The 15,514-nt window shown below is 40.2% G+C and carries 15 protein-coding genes; 4 read left to right on the top strand and 11 right to left on the bottom strand.

Annotated elements, in window-relative coordinates; translation table 11 throughout:
- Window positions 1–49: 49 nt before the first annotated feature.
- The 7 genes from AABJ44_RS02320 to AABJ44_RS02290 all read right to left on the bottom strand — a co-directional run bounded on the left by AABJ44_RS02320 (window position 50) and on the right by AABJ44_RS02290 (window position 7,468).
- Window positions 50–1,192 (bottom strand): site-specific DNA-methyltransferase, encoded by a 1,143-nt coding sequence (locus AABJ44_RS02320; protein ID WP_338370309.1) that lies wholly within the window; start codon window positions 1,190–1,192, stop codon window positions 50–52.
- A gap of 138 nt (window positions 1,193–1,330) precedes the next feature.
- A complete protein-coding gene (locus AABJ44_RS02315; protein ID WP_338370308.1) occupies window positions 1,331–2,608 on the bottom strand; it encodes an O-acetylhomoserine aminocarboxypropyltransferase/cysteine synthase family protein in 1,278 nt (425 codons plus the stop codon).
- A gap of 46 nt (window positions 2,609–2,654) precedes the next feature.
- Entirely contained in the window at window positions 2,655–3,830 is a 1,176-nt protein-coding gene (locus tag AABJ44_RS02310; RefSeq protein ID WP_338370307.1) for a phosphoribosylaminoimidazolecarboxamide formyltransferase, read from the bottom strand.
- Between the two features lie 118 nt (window positions 3,831–3,948).
- Window positions 3,949–4,572 (bottom strand): DUF624 domain-containing protein, encoded by a 624-nt coding sequence (locus AABJ44_RS02305; protein ID WP_338370306.1) that lies wholly within the window; start codon window positions 4,570–4,572, stop codon window positions 3,949–3,951.
- A 24-nt stretch (window positions 4,573–4,596) separates the two neighbouring features.
- Window positions 4,597–5,721, bottom strand: a complete 1,125-nt coding sequence (locus tag AABJ44_RS02300) for a serine hydrolase domain-containing protein (RefSeq protein ID WP_338370305.1) — start codon at window positions 5,719–5,721, stop codon at window positions 4,597–4,599.
- A gap of 109 nt (window positions 5,722–5,830) precedes the next feature.
- Window positions 5,831–6,562 (bottom strand): IMP cyclohydrolase, encoded by a 732-nt coding sequence (locus AABJ44_RS02295; RefSeq protein ID WP_338370304.1) that lies wholly within the window; start codon window positions 6,560–6,562, stop codon window positions 5,831–5,833.
- A gap of 15 nt (window positions 6,563–6,577) precedes the next feature.
- Window positions 6,578–7,468, bottom strand: coding sequence for a lysophospholipid acyltransferase family protein (locus AABJ44_RS02290; protein ID WP_074641323.1), 891 nt, complete (start codon window positions 7,466–7,468; stop codon window positions 6,578–6,580).
- An 86-nt stretch (window positions 7,469–7,554) separates the two neighbouring features.
- Between AABJ44_RS02290 and AABJ44_RS02285 the strand changes: the two genes are divergently transcribed.
- The 4 genes from AABJ44_RS02285 to AABJ44_RS02270 all read left to right on the top strand — a co-directional run bounded on the left by AABJ44_RS02285 (window position 7,555) and on the right by AABJ44_RS02270 (window position 11,965).
- Window positions 7,555–9,225, top strand: coding sequence for an endo-1,4-beta-xylanase (locus AABJ44_RS02285; protein WP_338370303.1), 1,671 nt, complete (start codon window positions 7,555–7,557; stop codon window positions 9,223–9,225).
- Window positions 9,226–9,291: 66 nt separating this feature from the next.
- Window positions 9,292–10,140, top strand: a complete 849-nt coding sequence (locus tag AABJ44_RS02280; RefSeq protein ID WP_338370302.1) for a hypothetical protein — start codon at window positions 9,292–9,294, stop codon at window positions 10,138–10,140.
- 61 nt (window positions 10,141–10,201) lie between these two features.
- Window positions 10,202–11,359 carry a THUMP domain-containing class I SAM-dependent RNA methyltransferase gene (locus tag AABJ44_RS02275; RefSeq protein ID WP_338370301.1) on the top strand — a complete coding sequence of 386 codons (1,158 nt, stop codon included), beginning with the start codon at window positions 10,202–10,204 and terminating at the stop codon, window positions 11,357–11,359.
- Window positions 11,360–11,371: 12 nt separating this feature from the next.
- Window positions 11,372–11,965 carry a TetR/AcrR family transcriptional regulator gene (locus AABJ44_RS02270; protein ID WP_338370300.1) on the top strand — a complete coding sequence of 198 codons (594 nt, stop codon included), beginning with the start codon at window positions 11,372–11,374 and terminating at the stop codon, window positions 11,963–11,965.
- Window positions 11,966–12,097: 132 nt separating this feature from the next.
- Here the strand turns inward: AABJ44_RS02270 and pheS are convergent, their stop codons facing one another.
- The 4 genes from pheS to AABJ44_RS02250 form a co-directional block, all read right to left on the bottom strand.
- The gene (gene pheS / locus AABJ44_RS02265; RefSeq protein ID WP_338370299.1) at window positions 12,098–13,654 is read right to left on the bottom strand and encodes a phenylalanine--tRNA ligase subunit alpha; all 1,557 of its coding nucleotides are present in this window, start codon (window positions 13,652–13,654) and stop codon (window positions 12,098–12,100) included.
- 124 nt (window positions 13,655–13,778) lie between these two features.
- Window positions 13,779–14,192, bottom strand: coding sequence for a hypothetical protein (locus AABJ44_RS02260; RefSeq protein ID WP_074641333.1), 414 nt, complete (start codon window positions 14,190–14,192; stop codon window positions 13,779–13,781).
- 22 nt (window positions 14,193–14,214) lie between these two features.
- A complete protein-coding gene (locus tag AABJ44_RS02255) occupies window positions 14,215–14,922 on the bottom strand; it encodes a hypothetical protein (protein WP_338370298.1) in 708 nt (235 codons plus the stop codon).
- Window positions 14,898–15,410: a rhomboid family intramembrane serine protease gene (locus AABJ44_RS02250; RefSeq protein WP_338370297.1), complete on the bottom strand. Its 513-nt coding sequence runs from the start codon at window positions 15,408–15,410 to the stop codon at window positions 14,898–14,900. Before AABJ44_RS02250 ends, AABJ44_RS02255 begins: the two co-directional genes overlap by 25 nt.
- Between the last annotated feature and the right edge of the window lie 104 nt (window positions 15,411–15,514).

Here is a 15,514-nt window from a genome sequence, read left to right as displayed (position 1 = left end):
GTTGAACCGAAAAAATTGGAGTTTGACTTAGGGGAAATCTTTTATCTTTTTATTTCAGACGATGAATCTCAATATTGGTTTTGTAAAGTTCGGCAACCTTAAGACATCTTTTTTTGCACAAATCTGAAATTCCATTTTCATCTTTTTGTACAAGAATACAACGGCGGGATGCATTTTCCTGCTGATTAAGTTCGCATACGGCTTCAAAAGTTGTACCGCTTCCTGCAAAAAAATCCATGATGAGAGCATCTTTTGGCTGCCGTGTTATAGCGATTAAATGTTTAATCAGATTTACCGGTTTAGGATTATCAAACGCACCTTTTTCACCAAGCAGATTGTCTAAATGATGTTGTGCGGCTCTTGTACTGTCGGTGCAATCTATTATATTACGAGGAATTACCTCAGTTGTATCTTCATTAAAAATTTTTACTCGAGGCACTTTATCGTAAGCTGGTGCAGAACCCCAGAAGATCCTATTGTCGGCAATAAGCTCTTTCATGTGAGCTTCATCTGTCTGCCATTGGCGGGTCCAGACTTTTCCACTCGGAGAAACTATCGAATAGTAGTTTTTATGATTAGGATTTGAGCGGGTTTCAGTAAAGGAAATGCTACCTGAAAACCAGTTACCGCGCGGGTCGTCGTCTACATTTTTTGTTGCCCAGCCGGTGGCTTCGACTTCACGGAAGGCATGAAGTTTTCGTTTATCACGGGCATAACAAAGGGTATGCTGCTGTAAGGTTCGCGACCAGGTATCTTTTTTACCTTTGCCATGCAGCCACATAAAATCATTTACAAAATTTTCTTCCCCAAAAATCTGGTCGCAGAGAAGTTTGAGAGTATATAATTCACTCTGGTCTATTGCAATAAAGATACAGCCGGTGTCGGCAAGTAAAGGTCGAGCCGCAACAAGACGTCGCTGCATAAAACTTAGCCACGCCGAATGCCTGTCCTCCCCGGAAGCAAAATCATCATTATAAGTAAAATCGTTCCCGGTATTATAAGGCGGATCTATATAAATCAGATTGATTTTGCCGGAGAATTCATCCGCCATTTTTTTCAGGACAGGATAATTATCTCCTTCAATAAAAAGATGAGAATCTGTTATAAGTGGAGGATCAAACTGAGTTTTTTGTAAAAGGGAATTGCCATCATAAGGCTCTGGAAAATCTGTCCAACTCAGTTTTATAGGCATAGTTAATTATATGATTTCTTAGATTAGTGGGTCAAGCTAATTTAGCAAGGGCGTTGCGGGGGCGGCGATTGAGCCCCCGCAGAGAGGGTAGCCCGCAACGAAGTGCGGGCGCAGGGGGAGACATCCCCCTCCTATTAATTAAATAGCTGCGAGGCCAAGTTTGATATCTTCGATGATATCTTCTACGTTTTCGAGACCACAGCTGAAGCGAACCATACCACCATCGATTCCAGCTGCTACGAGCTGTTCATCTGTAAGCTGGCGGTGAGTTGCACTTGCCGGATGAAGAACACAGGTGCGGATATCTGCAACATGAACTTCATCACAAGCCAGTTTAAGAGCATCCATAAAGCGAACTGCAGCTGCACGGCCACCCTTAATGCTGATAGAAATTACACCACAAGTTCCGTTTGGAAGATACTTCTGAGCACGCTCATAGTATTTATCTCCAGGAAGACCAGGGTAAATTACCTTTGCAATTTTGTCTGATGATTTGAAGAACTCAGCAACCTTGCGTGCATTTTCACAATAACGCTGCATACGAACAGGAAGAGTTTCAATTCCCATATTCAGATAGAATGCACTCTGAGCTGCAGGGTAACAACCAAAGTCGCGCATAAGCTGTGTGCGGGCTTTTACAATATAAGCAGCCTTGCCAAAATCACCAACATAGCGAAGTCCATGATAACTTTCGTCCGGTTCAACCATATCAGCAAACTTGCCTGTAGCCTTGTAAGCCTTTTCCCAGTCAAAGTTTCCTGAATCTACGATACAGCCGCCGCCTTGAACTGCGTGACCATCCATATATTTTGTAGTTGAGTGAACAACGATATCTGCACCCCACTCAAACGGACGGCACAAATATGGAGTTGCAAAAGTATTATCTACGATAAGAGGAAGATTATTATCGTGAGCAACCTTTGCCCAAACATCAAAATCAAAAACTGTAAGTGCTGGGTTTGCAATTGTTTCACCAAAAATACATTTTGTATTAGGTTTAATAGCCTTACAGATTTCTTCATAGCTTGCATCAACATCTACCCAGATACATTCAATTCCAAGCTTTTTAAGAGTAAAACCAAAGAGATTGATTGTTCCACCATAAATTGAAGAAGAAGCAATAAAGCTGTCTCCAGCACAGCAGAGGTTCAAAACAGAAAGAAGGCTTGCTGCCTGTCCGCTGCTTGTGAGCATACAACCAACACCACCTTCAAGATCTGCAATTTTCTTTTCAACTGCATCACAGGTTGGGTTAGCAAAGCGTGAATACATAAATTCAGTAGGCTTGTCAAAAAGAGCAGCAACGTGATCGCAGCTGTCAAAACGGTAAGTTGTACTCTGTACAATTGGGATAGTTCCAGGTCCGCCGTTTTCTGGTTTATAACCTGAATGCAAAACTTTTGTCTCAATTTTCATAGTTTATTTTCCTTATAAAAAAGGGCAGGCCTAGCCTGCCATAATATTAATGATGGAACAAACGGATTCCGTTGAATGCCATAACCATGTTGTAGTCATCAGCAGCCTTAATAACAAGGTCATCACGAACACTTCCGCCCGGCTGAACTACACATGTAACACCAGACTTTCTTGCACGCTCAATGTTGTCTCCGAATGGGAAGAACGCATCAGAACCAACTGCAACGTTTGTATTCTTTGCAATCCATTCTGCTTTTTCTTCGCGAGTGAAAACTTCCGGCTTTACCTTAAAGAAGTTCTGCCATTTGCCTTCAGCAAGAACATCCATATATTCTTCACCAATGTAAACGTCGATTGTATTATCGCGGTCTGCACGTTTAATTCCGTCTACGAACTGTAGTCCGAGTACTTTTGGAGACTGACGAAGCCACCAGTTATCTGCCTTCTGCCCAGCAAGACGAGTACAGTGAACACGGCTCTGCTGTCCAGCCCCTATACCAATTGCCTGTCCGTCCTTTACAAAACAAACTGAGTTAGACTGAGTATATTTAAGAACGATGAGAGAAATTACAAGATTGCGCTTGTCATCTTCGCTGAGGTTCTTATTCTTAGTTACGATATTTGAAAGAGCTGACTGTTCGTCAATCTTAAGGAAGTTGTGTCCCTGTTCAAAAGTAACACCGAAAACCTGTTTGCGTTCGAGTTCAGCAGGAACGTAATTAGGGTCAATCTGAATTACACAGTAGTTACCGTTTTTCTTAGCTTTAAGAATCTCGAGAGCCTTCTCGCTGTATCCCGGTGCGATAATACCATCAGAAACTTCCTTCTTGATAAGAAGAGCAGTTGCTTCATCACACTCGTCACTCAAAGAAATAAAATCGCCGAAAGAGCTCATGCGGTCTGCACCACGAGCGCGGGCATAAGCACAGGCAAGCGGAGTAAGTTCAACATTGTCAGTAAAATAAATCTGCTTAAGAGTGTCTGAAAGAGGAAGACCAACAGCAGCACCAGCAGGTGAAACGTGCTTAAAAGAAGTAGCTGCAGGAAGTCCAGTTGCTTCCTTCAATTCCTTAACAAGCTGCCAGCCATTTAGAGCATCCAGCAGGTTGATGTATCCAGGTCTTCCGTTTACAACAGTGATAGGAAGATCGCCGCTTTCCATGTAAACCCTTGCAGGTTTCTGATTCGGATTACATCCGTATTTCAATTCAAGTTCTTTCATAGAGAAACATAATATAGAAAAATGGATAAAAATTCAAATGAGGGGAAAGCCTTCCCCTGGCTCGCAATTTGTTGCTCGCCACCCCTTCCAGCGGGGGTCTCCCCCGCAACGCCCCCGGCTAATCCTCGGTAGACTCAGAAGACTCCGTGCTCTCAGGATTCTCTATTTTTACAAAAATATTTTTTGCAGGAACGCTGATAGTATAAAAAATCAAAGCCGGCAGAATCAAAATTCCTGCGAAATACACCTTAAACGTAAGTGTAAGCACCAGCAATTCTACAATAACTATTCCAAGAGCTTTAATACTTGAATTAGCATACTGCGCAAAAAGAGCTATTGAGTTTCTGAGAGTATTTATAAAAGTGTTTGAATAACGTGCAATCAAAGGATAAGAATAAAAATTCAAAACAAGAACAACAAGAAAATAAACAGCCAGTAAACCAATCTTAATCAGATTCAAACCATCATCCCAGGCAAGATAAACAAAAAATCCGCCAAGACCAAATGTAATCACAGTAAACAGTAAAATCAAAAAGCCCTGAATTAAATCCTGTCGGAACGCTTTAAAAAAGCGGCGGGTAATTCCCCTGAATGACTGAACTTCTTCATCATCATCTGCAAGACGAAGCGTTACTGCAAACGCAGCACAAGTTGAAGTACCAGCCGTAAGAACAGGAATACAGCATAACAACCAGAGAATATTTACCCATAACAGGCTTAGAAATTTCTTTATTAAATCCATTTTATCACCTTTTACTAACTAACGTTAGTTATTATTTTCTTCATACAATTTATAAAGATTTCTTGCAACAGAAGTTGCATTTATTTTTACAACAGGACAATTACACAAAACAATCACAGATACTTTTCCATCAAAATAATAGCCATCGTAAGAATTGAAAACATTTGTTACGCCGGCATGAAAAATTGAATCGTCGTGTCGGTAAACTCCATAGCCATAAGATTCAGAATCAATCATTTTCTGAAATGTTTTTTTCTTTACAACTTTACCGCTTGTAAAAAGAATATTCCATTTAAAGAGGTCTGTAACATTTGAATTTACATCTCCACATCCAAGGGCAAGAGCGGCGGGAATGCTGTAATATCGGCCTTTATAATCATAACCGCGGGTATCTGTTTTTTGAAACTCAAGGTTTGAATGATTCATTCCGCAGCGGGCAAAAATATTTTTCTGTATATATTCGCTGTAAGACATTCCACTCACCTGCTCAATTATTGAGGCAAGAAGATAATAATTTGTGTTGCAGTAAAAATATGTACTGTCCGGTTCGGCAAGAAGCGGTGCTTCGCTCAGATATGTGAGAACAAGATTTTTATCCACCGGTTTGCAGGCCATCTGATTTACTTCGATATGACGGTAAATATTTTTAGGAAAGAACTCATCTGCAGAATTGATATGATCTGTAAGCCCTGACCGCATATTCAAAAGCATTTCAATTGTAATTTTGTCACCGGCTTCGAAGTCAGAAAAGAACTTAGAAATCTTGTCGTCCACCGCCAGCTTTTTCTTTTCCACAAGCTGCATCACTGCGGCGGCCGTCATCTGCTTACTTATTGAGCCGGCCTCAAAAGTACTGTTAATGCCTATCGGCACCTTCTCGGGGGCCGCCGCCTTCACATCACAAACACCGTACCCTTTTGCAAACACTATTTTGTCGCCGCGCCCAATAAGCACCGCGCCCTGGAACCCCGACTCTGTAAGATAAGAATCCGCCGCACCAGCAAATTCCCTGTACTTTGGATTTATAACTTCTGAATCATTCCACGACTGTTTTTTAATGTTTGAGCAGGAAGCAAGCCATAAAGCAGACGTTAAAATAAAAAGAGAGACAGCAACGAAAAAAACGTGAGTTCGCGTTTGTTTTTCCATCGTGTCTCCTTAAAAGTCGGCAAGCACAACTTGCCTCTGAGCCATTCTTTCGATAATCCTAAAACGAGTCTTTCGGCTCGTTTTTTAACGGATTTTCGATTTCAGGCTATTACAGATTCTTATTCAAAATACGCTCTTCGTACTTACCAGTTTCAAGATCAATAAATCGTACAAAAAGTGAAACCTTATTCTCTTCGTTCAAAGAACTCCAGATTGTATTTGTAAGAGTTTCAATGTCGCCTTCAATCTTGAGTTTTACCGGTTCACCCTCAAAACTTGGAAGAGGATTTCCATCACCCATGTAAGTGTGAATATAATGTCCCTCACCCTTCTGAGGATTATCGTAAGTGTAAGTAAAGCGAAGAGTATTATCGCCGTTTCCACAGTCACTCTTAAGAATAGAAAGTGAGTAAGCATAACCACCGTTTACTCCGCCTTCAAGATCAAGCAAAGAAGAAATACGTGGAGTATAGTTTGGAGCATCGTGCTCGTACTTACGGCTGCGAAGAGACTGTTCAAAAGTCTTTCCTTCTTTCAAACCATCAAAAATTGTATCTGTCTGGTCCCCGTTTGTTACGATTGTCTTTTTTCCAAGCTCACGAACTGCAGCATAAATGATAAGACTTGGGTCACCAGCAATCAAAGACTCATCAAAAGCCTTTGTGCGAACAACCTCAGTTCCGTTTTCGTTTTCTGTAACAAAAATACGGTTTCTGCTTCCTGCACTGCGGCCCATTGTCCAGTAAGCAGAAACTGCATATTTTCCATCAGCTGATAAACCAGCAATAATTCCTCTTCCAGGGTAAGTTGTAGAAGACAATTCGTTTTTAATTTCTTTCATTTTTTGCTCCAGTATTTATTCAGCATCACCGTGCTGCTTTTCTAAATATTCCATAACTGCATCAACAGTCTTCTGTTTTGGATCTGCCTCATCTGCAGGTAACTTTGCGAGAATATTGTTTCTGAATTCCTTACAGTCAATTACAGGACTTGCAGTAAATGTACATTTACCAGTTTCAAGAATATCAGCAAGCATATCCTCAGGGTTCTCAGGATTTATGCGCAGACAATTTCCATTTATTGAAACAAGAATCATCTTGTCAAAAAGACGGAGGTAACTGTCAATTTCACGAAGACCGCGTTTTGTTTCCGGCTGTCCAGGACGATAACGTGTACCACTTGGGAATACCAGAATCATCTGACCACGTTTTTTGCAGGCATCCATAGCACGCATAGCAGCAAAGTTAATTTTTCTGGCTCTCTGCTCTTCTGCAGCCTTTTCTTCTTCGGAAATTTCCTTTCCTTCTACGGCATTCAATGAACGTGTAGGATAAATTACAACACGAGTAAAGCCTTCTGTAAATGCACGTACACCGGCACTTGCTTCATTAAGCTTCATTCCTGCTACAGCTACAATTCTGGAAGACATATCCTTTGCCCAGTCTTCGCCGTTCTTTTCAAGAAGATAAAGAATTCCAGGTAAATCAAGATTTGTGTAGTGCTCCATAAGAATAAGGCCAGATTTTCCTTCGTTTACAACTGAATCATAGAAGGCCTTAAAATTTTCAATGTTTCCCAAACCTGATTCAGAATTGAATGCTTCATCCAAAAGCTTCCACATGTAAGGTCTGAGCTGAAGATTTGCTTCTTCATAAACTTTTGTTTCATCAATTTTCGCAGCAGCGTGCGAAAGCTTAGACATTTCAGCAAATACACTGCCGAATTTGTCTTTCAACATAATTCCCATAATGCTTCCTTGAAAACAATAGTTATAAAAATAATAGTTAAAATCCATTATAGATTATTTATTACTTAGATACAATAATAACCTATATGATGAAACGAACTCTTTTGACCATTGCAGCAGCACTGCTTCTTATTACAGGCTGCAGCTCAAAAAACAAAACTCCACAGACTATTGAAAATTCAGATGGTTCTGTGAGCATTACCCGGATTGATGAAGATGGAAAAGCGATTCTCTTCAATAGGAAGTTTGGCAAAGATAAAAATGTCACACAGGTAAGACTTCACGATACTTCGCGTGCAAATCCTGTTTCAATAGATTTATCTCCTTATGAAGGAAAAGATATTGAAATACAGCTTTCCTGCGAAATGTTCATTGATGATAACACTACTAAAAAAACTCAGGTGATATGGATGATCAATGAACTGGAAGAAAACTTCCCAAAACTTTTTGACAGAAAGGTAGATAACGGAAAATGGTTCAGCGTAAATAAACATCTTACACTCCATCTTTCCGGAAAAAGACAGCTGTATGTTTCCGGGGGCACACTCAACAAGGAAGCAACTGTATACATTAAAAACTTCAAACTTCGTCTCAATGGAGAAGGTCTTACAAAAGGTGCTCCTCAACCGGAAGTCTGGACAGAAGTTACTGGTGTAAAAGATGTTCTGAAAGATTATTTTGATTATTTTGGCTTCTGTGTTTCCTATAATAACACCTTCAAGGAACCTCTTTTACAGCAGGGGCTTCCACTGCATGCAAGTGTAATTACTATGGAAAACGAATTTAAACCTGATTTTATATTCGGATGGAATAAACCCAATAAACTTACAGAATTCCGTGGAGAAGATGGAAATCTCTACGAAGTTCCAGCAGACATTCCAACCTTTAAGCAGATGGACAGCATTCTTTCTGACATGAAAAAACTCGGCTTAAAGCTCCGTGGCCACACTCTTGTATGGCACAGTCAGACTCCGGCCTGGTTCTTCCAGAAAAACTATGGTCATAACGGGGAAACTGCCCTTGTAAGTCCAGATGAAATGAATGCCCGAATGGAATGGTATATTAAAACAGTTCTTCAGCATGTTGCAGAATGGGAAAAGAAAAACAACAATGGTGAACATATGATTCTCGCATGGGATGTTGTAAATGAAGCAGCCTCAGACAATGCTACAGATGCAAATTTCCTTCGTGATGCAGGTTCAAGCAACTGGTTTGCAGTATATAAAAATGAAACCTTTATTGTAAATGCCTTCCGTTATGCAAATAAATATGCTCCAAAAGATGTAAAACTTGTTTACAACGATTACGGTTGTGCATCCACAAACAAAAACAGAGCAATCTGCAAAATCATTGATGCAATTCAGGCAGCACCAGATGCACGTATTGATGCAGCTGGAATGCAGACACATGTCGGCATAAATGATTCTGCCGCAAACTTTGAAAAAGCCGTTCAAAACTTCCTTTCAAAAGGAATCAATGTTCAGATTACAGAAATGGATGTTGCAAATGGCAGTGCATCATACAATGCAATGCGCCTTAAAGACTTCTATAAAATCTGGTTTACAATGTTCATTAAGAACCGTAAACAGCCCGGTAAAAATGGTATAGAAGGTGTTACTCTCTGGGGTGTACGCGACGAATGGACCTGGCTTAACGGCATGCATAAGGGCCATACTCAATATCCTCTTTTATTTAAGGATAAAGAATTCCACTGTAAACCTGCTTACTACGGTGTAATCGAAGCTGCAAACGAATAAATCCAACGCCATATTCCATTAAAGAAGTTCCTTTTTTCTGCCGATATTAAAATGAGGTATTGTATTATGAAAAAGGGAACTTCTATATTTTTATTTCTTATCACTTTTCTCGGAATAACTCTTTTTTCCTGTAAATTAGAATTTGACGATACAAATTTGTATGATAAGCCTGGTGTTGATTTATCAGATAAGCAGGTTACACTTATTATTCCTAAAGTAAACTCAAAAACTAAATATTTGAATGTATACAGAAGAGACAAAGATACTGATGTTGTTACAACAATTGCTCTTCTAAATCATCCTCTTGCACTTTTAAATGATAATAAGAATTATCGTTTTATTGATAAACTTATTAAAGATGGACATTCTTATGATTATCGAGTCCGTTACAATATAGACGGAGAATATTATTATACAAAATGGTCAGACGTTATAGAAATAAAAGCCTCTGAATTTGATTCTTGCTATTATGAATCTGATAATTTAACTTTCAGAACAACAGGTGTCAGCCTGAAATACAACAAAGATAATCACACTATAGAAATAAACGGAACAATTGTGGTACCTGACTTTCCTGAATATATAACAGACAGTTACTACCCAATGTTGATTATTCAAAGCGAAACTGCTACTCAAACCTTCGCGCTTCCTTCAATTGCAAGCGGAACAACACTACCGCTCTTAGGACTTCTTCCTCCTGAATTTCTGGACACTGAATTAACCATCAACGGTATTGTTGGACAAAAAATGATTTTTGATGATGATTCTAAACCTATAGAAGACAGACTGATTAAAGAAGTTATCTGGACTGAACCAACAGCAATCAAAGTTACAGGTGTCGGAAGCTCACAAAAAATTGTTGTGCCATCACAATTAGGCACTGACGGTTTCGACTACTCCGCAACAATATACTAATCACGCCGCTGCGCAAAATGACAATTGAACAAAAATTGTAAAAATGGTAATTTAGACCAGTATGAATACTCTGGTCGCATTATGCGCAGTTGGTGCCGAGCGAATTCTCGGCAACGAAATTAAACATTTAGGTTATAAACTCAATGGAAACGCACCGGGAAGAGTTTCTTTTTTTGGTGATGACGATGCTTTATTCAAAGCAAATCTTTGTCTGAGAACAGCAGACCGTGTTTACCTTCAGCTTGCAGAATATGATGCTCTTGATTTTGATGCACTTTACGATGGAACTTACGCTGTAAACTGGCAGGATTTTTTACGAAAGGATTCACGTGTCATTGTAGACAAGGTGCGTTCTTACAAGAGTAAACTCAACTCTGAACACTCTATTCAGGGAATTGTTCACAAAGCTATCTATTCAAAACTCGGAGATGTATGGCACATGGCTTCTATGCCGGAAACCGGTGAAGAAAGCAATGTCCGTGTTTATGTTGATGAAAATAAAGTTCTGGTTCTTCTGGACCTTTCGGGACTTCCTCTTCACAAACGCGGTTACCGTGTAGATGGTGGTATTGCACCTCTCCGCGAAACACTTGCTGCTACTCTCCTTCAGGAAATGATGTGGCGTCGTAAAACACCGCTTCATGATCCGTTCTGCGGTTCAGGTACAATTGCAATTGAAGCAACTCTTTATGCTTTCAACGTAGCACCTGGTTTTGGCCGCCGCTTTGCGCTTGAAAATCTTCCTATCTATAACGAAAAACGTGCTCAGGAAATTAAAGCAGAAGAAGCAGCAAAAATCCGTACAGACGTAGAAGTTCGTATTACAGGTTCTGATATTGATAACGCTGCAGTTGAACGCGCTAAGAAAAACGCCGAATATGCCTGCGTAATGGCCGGCCGCGCACTTAAATCAATTGATATCAGTGCACATATTCCTCGCCCGGATTTTATTCAGTCTGATTTTGCAGATTTAGCAGCACCTTATGATTCTGGACTTCTTCTCTGTAACCCACCTTACGGTGAACGTCTTGGTGATGAAGAACAGGCTCGTGAATTATACAAGAATATGAGCAGTCTCTGGACAGACTTTGAAGGCTGGGACATTGGCGTAATTACATCTAATCCTGACTTCCAGGAAAGTTTTGGACATAAGACCTCGGCAATTAAAAAGCTGAAAGCTGGAAATCTGGATACTTCATTCTACATTTATAAGCGATAAGGAGAAAGCGAAATGGCAATTGTGGTAGAACACGACAAACGTAAACAGGAAATTTTACAGAAATCTCTTGACGTGTTTATTGAAGAAGGTTACGAAGATGCAACCTTCCAGAAAATTGCCGATCGCTGCGGTATCACACGTACCACCCTCTATATTTATTTTAAGAATAAACATGAAATCTTTTTGGGTAGTATAAAAGAGCTTCTCTCAGAACTGGAAATTGCACTTAAAAAGATTATGGCAGATTCAACTCTGTCTGCAGAAGCTGCACTTCGAAAAATTCTTTCAACACTTGCAGATTCAATCGAAAGCAATAAAAAACTTTTCAGTGTTCTTTTGAATTACCTTATGCAGCTGAAAAAATCAGGTGTAGACACAAGCGAACGTGTTCGCCGCCGTGTTATCCGCCTGCGCCATCTTTTGACTACAATCCTCATTAAGGGAATTCAGAATAAAGAGTTTAAGGAACTTAACGTAAAAGATGTAAACGATACACTTTACGGCCTGCTTGAATCCGCAATCTTCCGCATTGCCGTTCTGAATAAAGACGACGTTACAGATGTTCGGGCTGCCCTGAACACCACTGTTGATTTATTCAAAGCTTAAAATAATGTTAAATAAAATAAGGCCGTCATTGCGAGCGCAGCGAAGCAATCCATATTATATAGATTGCCACGTCGCTGTCGCTCCTCGCAATGACGGCCTTTTTGTCATCCCGAACTTGTTTCGGGATCTATTCTAGAACTTAGCTTTTCTAAGTCTTACTTTCTCGATATCCTCACAGAAGAGTTCGCGGAGGTCGTTAAGGCCAAGTGCCATAAGCGCCATACGGTCAATACCGATACCCCATGCAAGTACAGGACAATCAAGACCCATAGCACGGGTAACTTCCGGACGGAAGATACCAGAACCACCGAGTTCGAACCAGCCCAATACAGGGTGCTTGATATGAACTTCGATTGAAGGCTCTGTGAACGGGAAGTAACCTGGAACATATTTTACTTCTTCTGCTCCGGCAATTTCTGTTGCGAACATCTTGAGCATACCAAGAAGGTCGCGGAGAGTTACGTCGTTTCCGGCAATAATACCTTCAGTCTGATAGAAGTCAGAAAGGTGAGTTGCATCTACCTTATCGTAGCGGAAACAGCGTGCAATACCAAAGTATTTGCCTGGAACTTCAGCCTTGTGAAGCTGGTGTGCAGAAAGTACAGTTCCCTGCGAGCGGAGAATAAGGCGGCGTGTGAACTCGTTATCGAATGTGTAGTTCCATCCACGGCTACCAGTGTTTCCACCAGTTTCGTGAGCAGCCTTTACATTGCTCAAATATGGTTCTTCAATAAACTTTGCGTGTGTAGGATTCTTAATGCGGTATACATCGTGAATATCACGTGCAGCGTGGAACTGTGGCATGAACAATGCATCACCGTTCCAGAATTCAGTTTCTACAAGCGGACCATCGAACTCCTGGAAACCAAGAGAACAAAGCTTGTCTTTTACAGACTCAAGGAACTGAACGTATGGATTTGTACGGCCAGGAATGATACGTGCAGGTGGAATTGCAATGTTGTATCCACGGAATGTACCGTTTTTCCATTCGCCAGAAGAAAGCATTTTTGGAGTGATTTCTCCGATTTCATTACCTGTAACACCTGCGTTCTTAAGAGCATCACGAACAGCTTCGAAACCGCTCTGAAGCTTGTAGAATACAGTCTCACGTTCAATCATCTTGAATGGAGAATCTGCAGCACCACGCTTCTTAGCAAGGCCGTCCATAGCAGAAACTTCTGCAGCGCTCAAATCATCTTTATTAAGAAGGCCACCTTCAGCAGAAATAGCCTTTTTTACAAGGTCCATAGTTGCCTTAATGCGCTCAGGAAGAGCAGCCCCAGTGTATTCAACCTTCTTTTCTGCATTCATTTTAAGAACGCCGTCTTTTACAAGAGGACCAAAAGCAGAACCAACATCTTTCTGCTCAAGACCAATTCCTGCTGCAATTTCCGGCATTGTGTGAGCCCCCTTATCTTTAAGGAAGTTTACCATGCGCTCTTCTACAGTACCAGTTTCTGCGAGCTTGCGGCCCATCTCTGTAATTTCAAAAAATGTATGTGGTGTACGGCGGATTTCTTTAAGAAGTTCCTTTCCAGAAAGCCATGAGAATGCCTGATTTGCATGACCTTCCTTGTATTCCAGTTCCTTCTGGAGTTTTTCTGATGTAAGCTCATCCTGTCCTGAATACTTTAACAAAACCTTAATTTCAAGCGGATGAAGATTTTTTATGATGTTTGTTACTTCCATATAGCAGACCGTTAGGAAAAATTGCGAAAGCAATTTTTTAGGTCTACCTCCTTTAAAAAATTAAAAGCCGACAGAGCATTCTGTCGGCTTTATTTTATCATATTTCAAAGAAATACTGAATAGGTTAGCGTGTTAATTTAATATGAGATGCATAGAGAGTCTTACGCTGTTTTCTATCATCCTTGTAAGACTTAATCTTATCTTTCTCCATATATCTATAATTATAATACTTATTCTCTTTTATAAAATCCTGAAGACAAGCCATTACTGTATTCATAGCTTCTCCCTTATCAAAAGTTACATAGAGAGTATCATAATAAATACGAAGTTCATCATGCATAGGCTGATATTCAATTTTTACCGTAGCATTTTTGTCTGTACAATGCTGATTTTCAGGCACAATGATCTGTGTCGTAAGTTTTTCGTTTTCAAATCTGTCTCTTTCGAACGGATCATCCGGATTATCACCAATAGTCTCAGCAAAAATAGAGCCCATAAGAACCGCAAAAACTGCAAGTATTGATAAAATCTTCTTCATATATAAACTCCTGTTGATGTGTTTAATAAACACTATACTCAATTATTTTACCGCATTCTAGGAAAAAATCAAGATTTATTACATAACGTCCTGAATCTATACCCAGAGTGGGAAACTTACGGATTAAAACAGAACCAGTAATCTCTTTTGGTTTGTTTTTTATTGTTTTTCTATAATGATTTCTTATAGCAGCCTTCAAAGACTCACGGGCAGCCTCCTCTATGCCCTCAAAACCTTTTTCAACTGAACCATAACCTATTCCCGCAATAACAGGATTCTGAATAGATGCCCACAGATTGTAGCTTTGTACCTGAGAATCTGTTCGGGTATATTCGACCCAGCAGTTCAGGTTATTGTTTGAAATCCACGGAGATGCATAAGTAATGCCATCGCGAATCACATCTGAAGGAACTATTTCTGTAATTTCCAGATACTCTTCTACCCCTCTCGCCTTATCATAAGGTACATAAACGAAATTCCAGCCATAGACCATTCCGTTTACTATAAAAGGAGCCATTTTCCGCATCTGAGAAATCGGAAAATCAAACTGGTCTTCATCCTTATCACTGGAAAGTTCCAGTCCCGGATATGCATCCAGTTCTGCCCACAACGGCAGACGGATATTACGCACAACAGAAGGAGTCTGTGCAAAAAGGCGGCTTGTACACAGCAGGCATAAAACAAATACAGCGAGAAATCCTTTATTTACATTTTGTACGTTTCTTTCCATATTTTTACAGGATGAATTCCCATTCTGATTACAAAATAAAGCCAGGCAGCAAAGAATCCGAACAGATGAGTCATATGAGCAACATTCGATCCATTACCAAAAAACTGGCTTCCCAATTCAATCAGTGCATAAATGAATACAAGAACTGGAGCTGGAACAGGAATCAGCCCCCAGATAAAAATCACAGAACGTGGGAAGAACACCGCATAAGCAAAGAGCACAGCATAAACCGCGCCACTTGCTCCAAGCAGAAATACCATAGTCTGCCCTGTGAATCTGTACACAAGGAATGAAAAAAAGCCGCTCAAAGCGCCACAAATCAGATAGAAAAGCAAAAATTCCCGGCTGCCGACCGCTTTTTCAAACCCCAGTCCAAACACAAGCAGAGCAAGCATATTAAAGAACACATGCTGAATATTCTGATGCACAAACATGTAAGTAAAAAACTGCCAGTACATATGATACTGCTCTACCAGTATTGGATTCATAGCACCATAGTAATGAACATATTCAGCGATGTTTGGATACACAAAACGTATACCAAAAACACAAAAATTTATGAGAATGAGTAAAAGAGCATACCGTCTGTATG

It is taken from the genome of Treponema bryantii (genome assembly GCF_036492245.1).
Taxonomy (GTDB): Bacteria; Spirochaetota; Spirochaetia; order Treponematales; family Treponemataceae; genus Treponema_D; species Treponema_D bryantii_C.
This window is presented reverse-complemented; position numbering and strand designations above follow the sequence as displayed.

Coding starts and splice junctions, on each gene's coding strand:
- AABJ44_RS02320 (WP_338370309.1), bottom strand. CDS start 1,192: ATGCCTATAAAACTGAGTTGGACAGATTTTCCAGAGCCTTATGATGGC.
- AABJ44_RS02285 (WP_338370303.1), top strand. CDS start 7,555: ATGATGAAACGAACTCTTTTGACCATTGCAGCAGCACTGCTTCTTATT.
- AABJ44_RS02305 (WP_338370306.1), bottom strand. CDS start 4,572: ATGGATTTAATAAAGAAATTTCTAAGCCTGTTATGGGTAAATATTCTC.
- AABJ44_RS02290 (WP_074641323.1), bottom strand. CDS start 7,468: ATGGGAATTATGTTGAAAGACAAATTCGGCAGTGTATTTGCTGAAATG.
- AABJ44_RS02315 (WP_338370308.1), bottom strand. CDS start 2,608: ATGAAAATTGAGACAAAAGTTTTGCATTCAGGTTATAAACCAGAAAAC.
- AABJ44_RS02310 (WP_338370307.1), bottom strand. CDS start 3,830: ATGAAAGAACTTGAATTGAAATACGGATGTAATCCGAATCAGAAACCT.
- AABJ44_RS02275 (WP_338370301.1), top strand. CDS start 10,202: ATGAATACTCTGGTCGCATTATGCGCAGTTGGTGCCGAGCGAATTCTC.
- AABJ44_RS02270 (WP_338370300.1), top strand. CDS start 11,372: ATGGCAATTGTGGTAGAACACGACAAACGTAAACAGGAAATTTTACAG.
- AABJ44_RS02295 (WP_338370304.1), bottom strand. CDS start 6,562: ATGAAAGAAATTAAAAACGAATTGTCTTCTACAACTTACCCTGGAAGA.
- AABJ44_RS02255 (WP_338370298.1), bottom strand. CDS start 14,922: ATGGAAAGAAACGTACAAAATGTAAATAAAGGATTTCTCGCTGTATTT.
- AABJ44_RS02300 (WP_338370305.1), bottom strand. CDS start 5,721: ATGGAAAAACAAACGCGAACTCACGTTTTTTTCGTTGCTGTCTCTCTT.
- AABJ44_RS02260 (WP_074641333.1), bottom strand. CDS start 14,192: ATGAAGAAGATTTTATCAATACTTGCAGTTTTTGCGGTTCTTATGGGC.
- pheS (WP_338370299.1), bottom strand. CDS start 13,654: ATGGAAGTAACAAACATCATAAAAAATCTTCATCCGCTTGAAATTAAG.
- AABJ44_RS02250 (WP_338370297.1), bottom strand. CDS start 15,410: ATGAATCCAATACTGGTAGAGCAGTATCATATGTACTGGCAGTTTTTT.
- AABJ44_RS02280 (WP_338370302.1), top strand. CDS start 9,292: ATGAAAAAGGGAACTTCTATATTTTTATTTCTTATCACTTTTCTCGGA.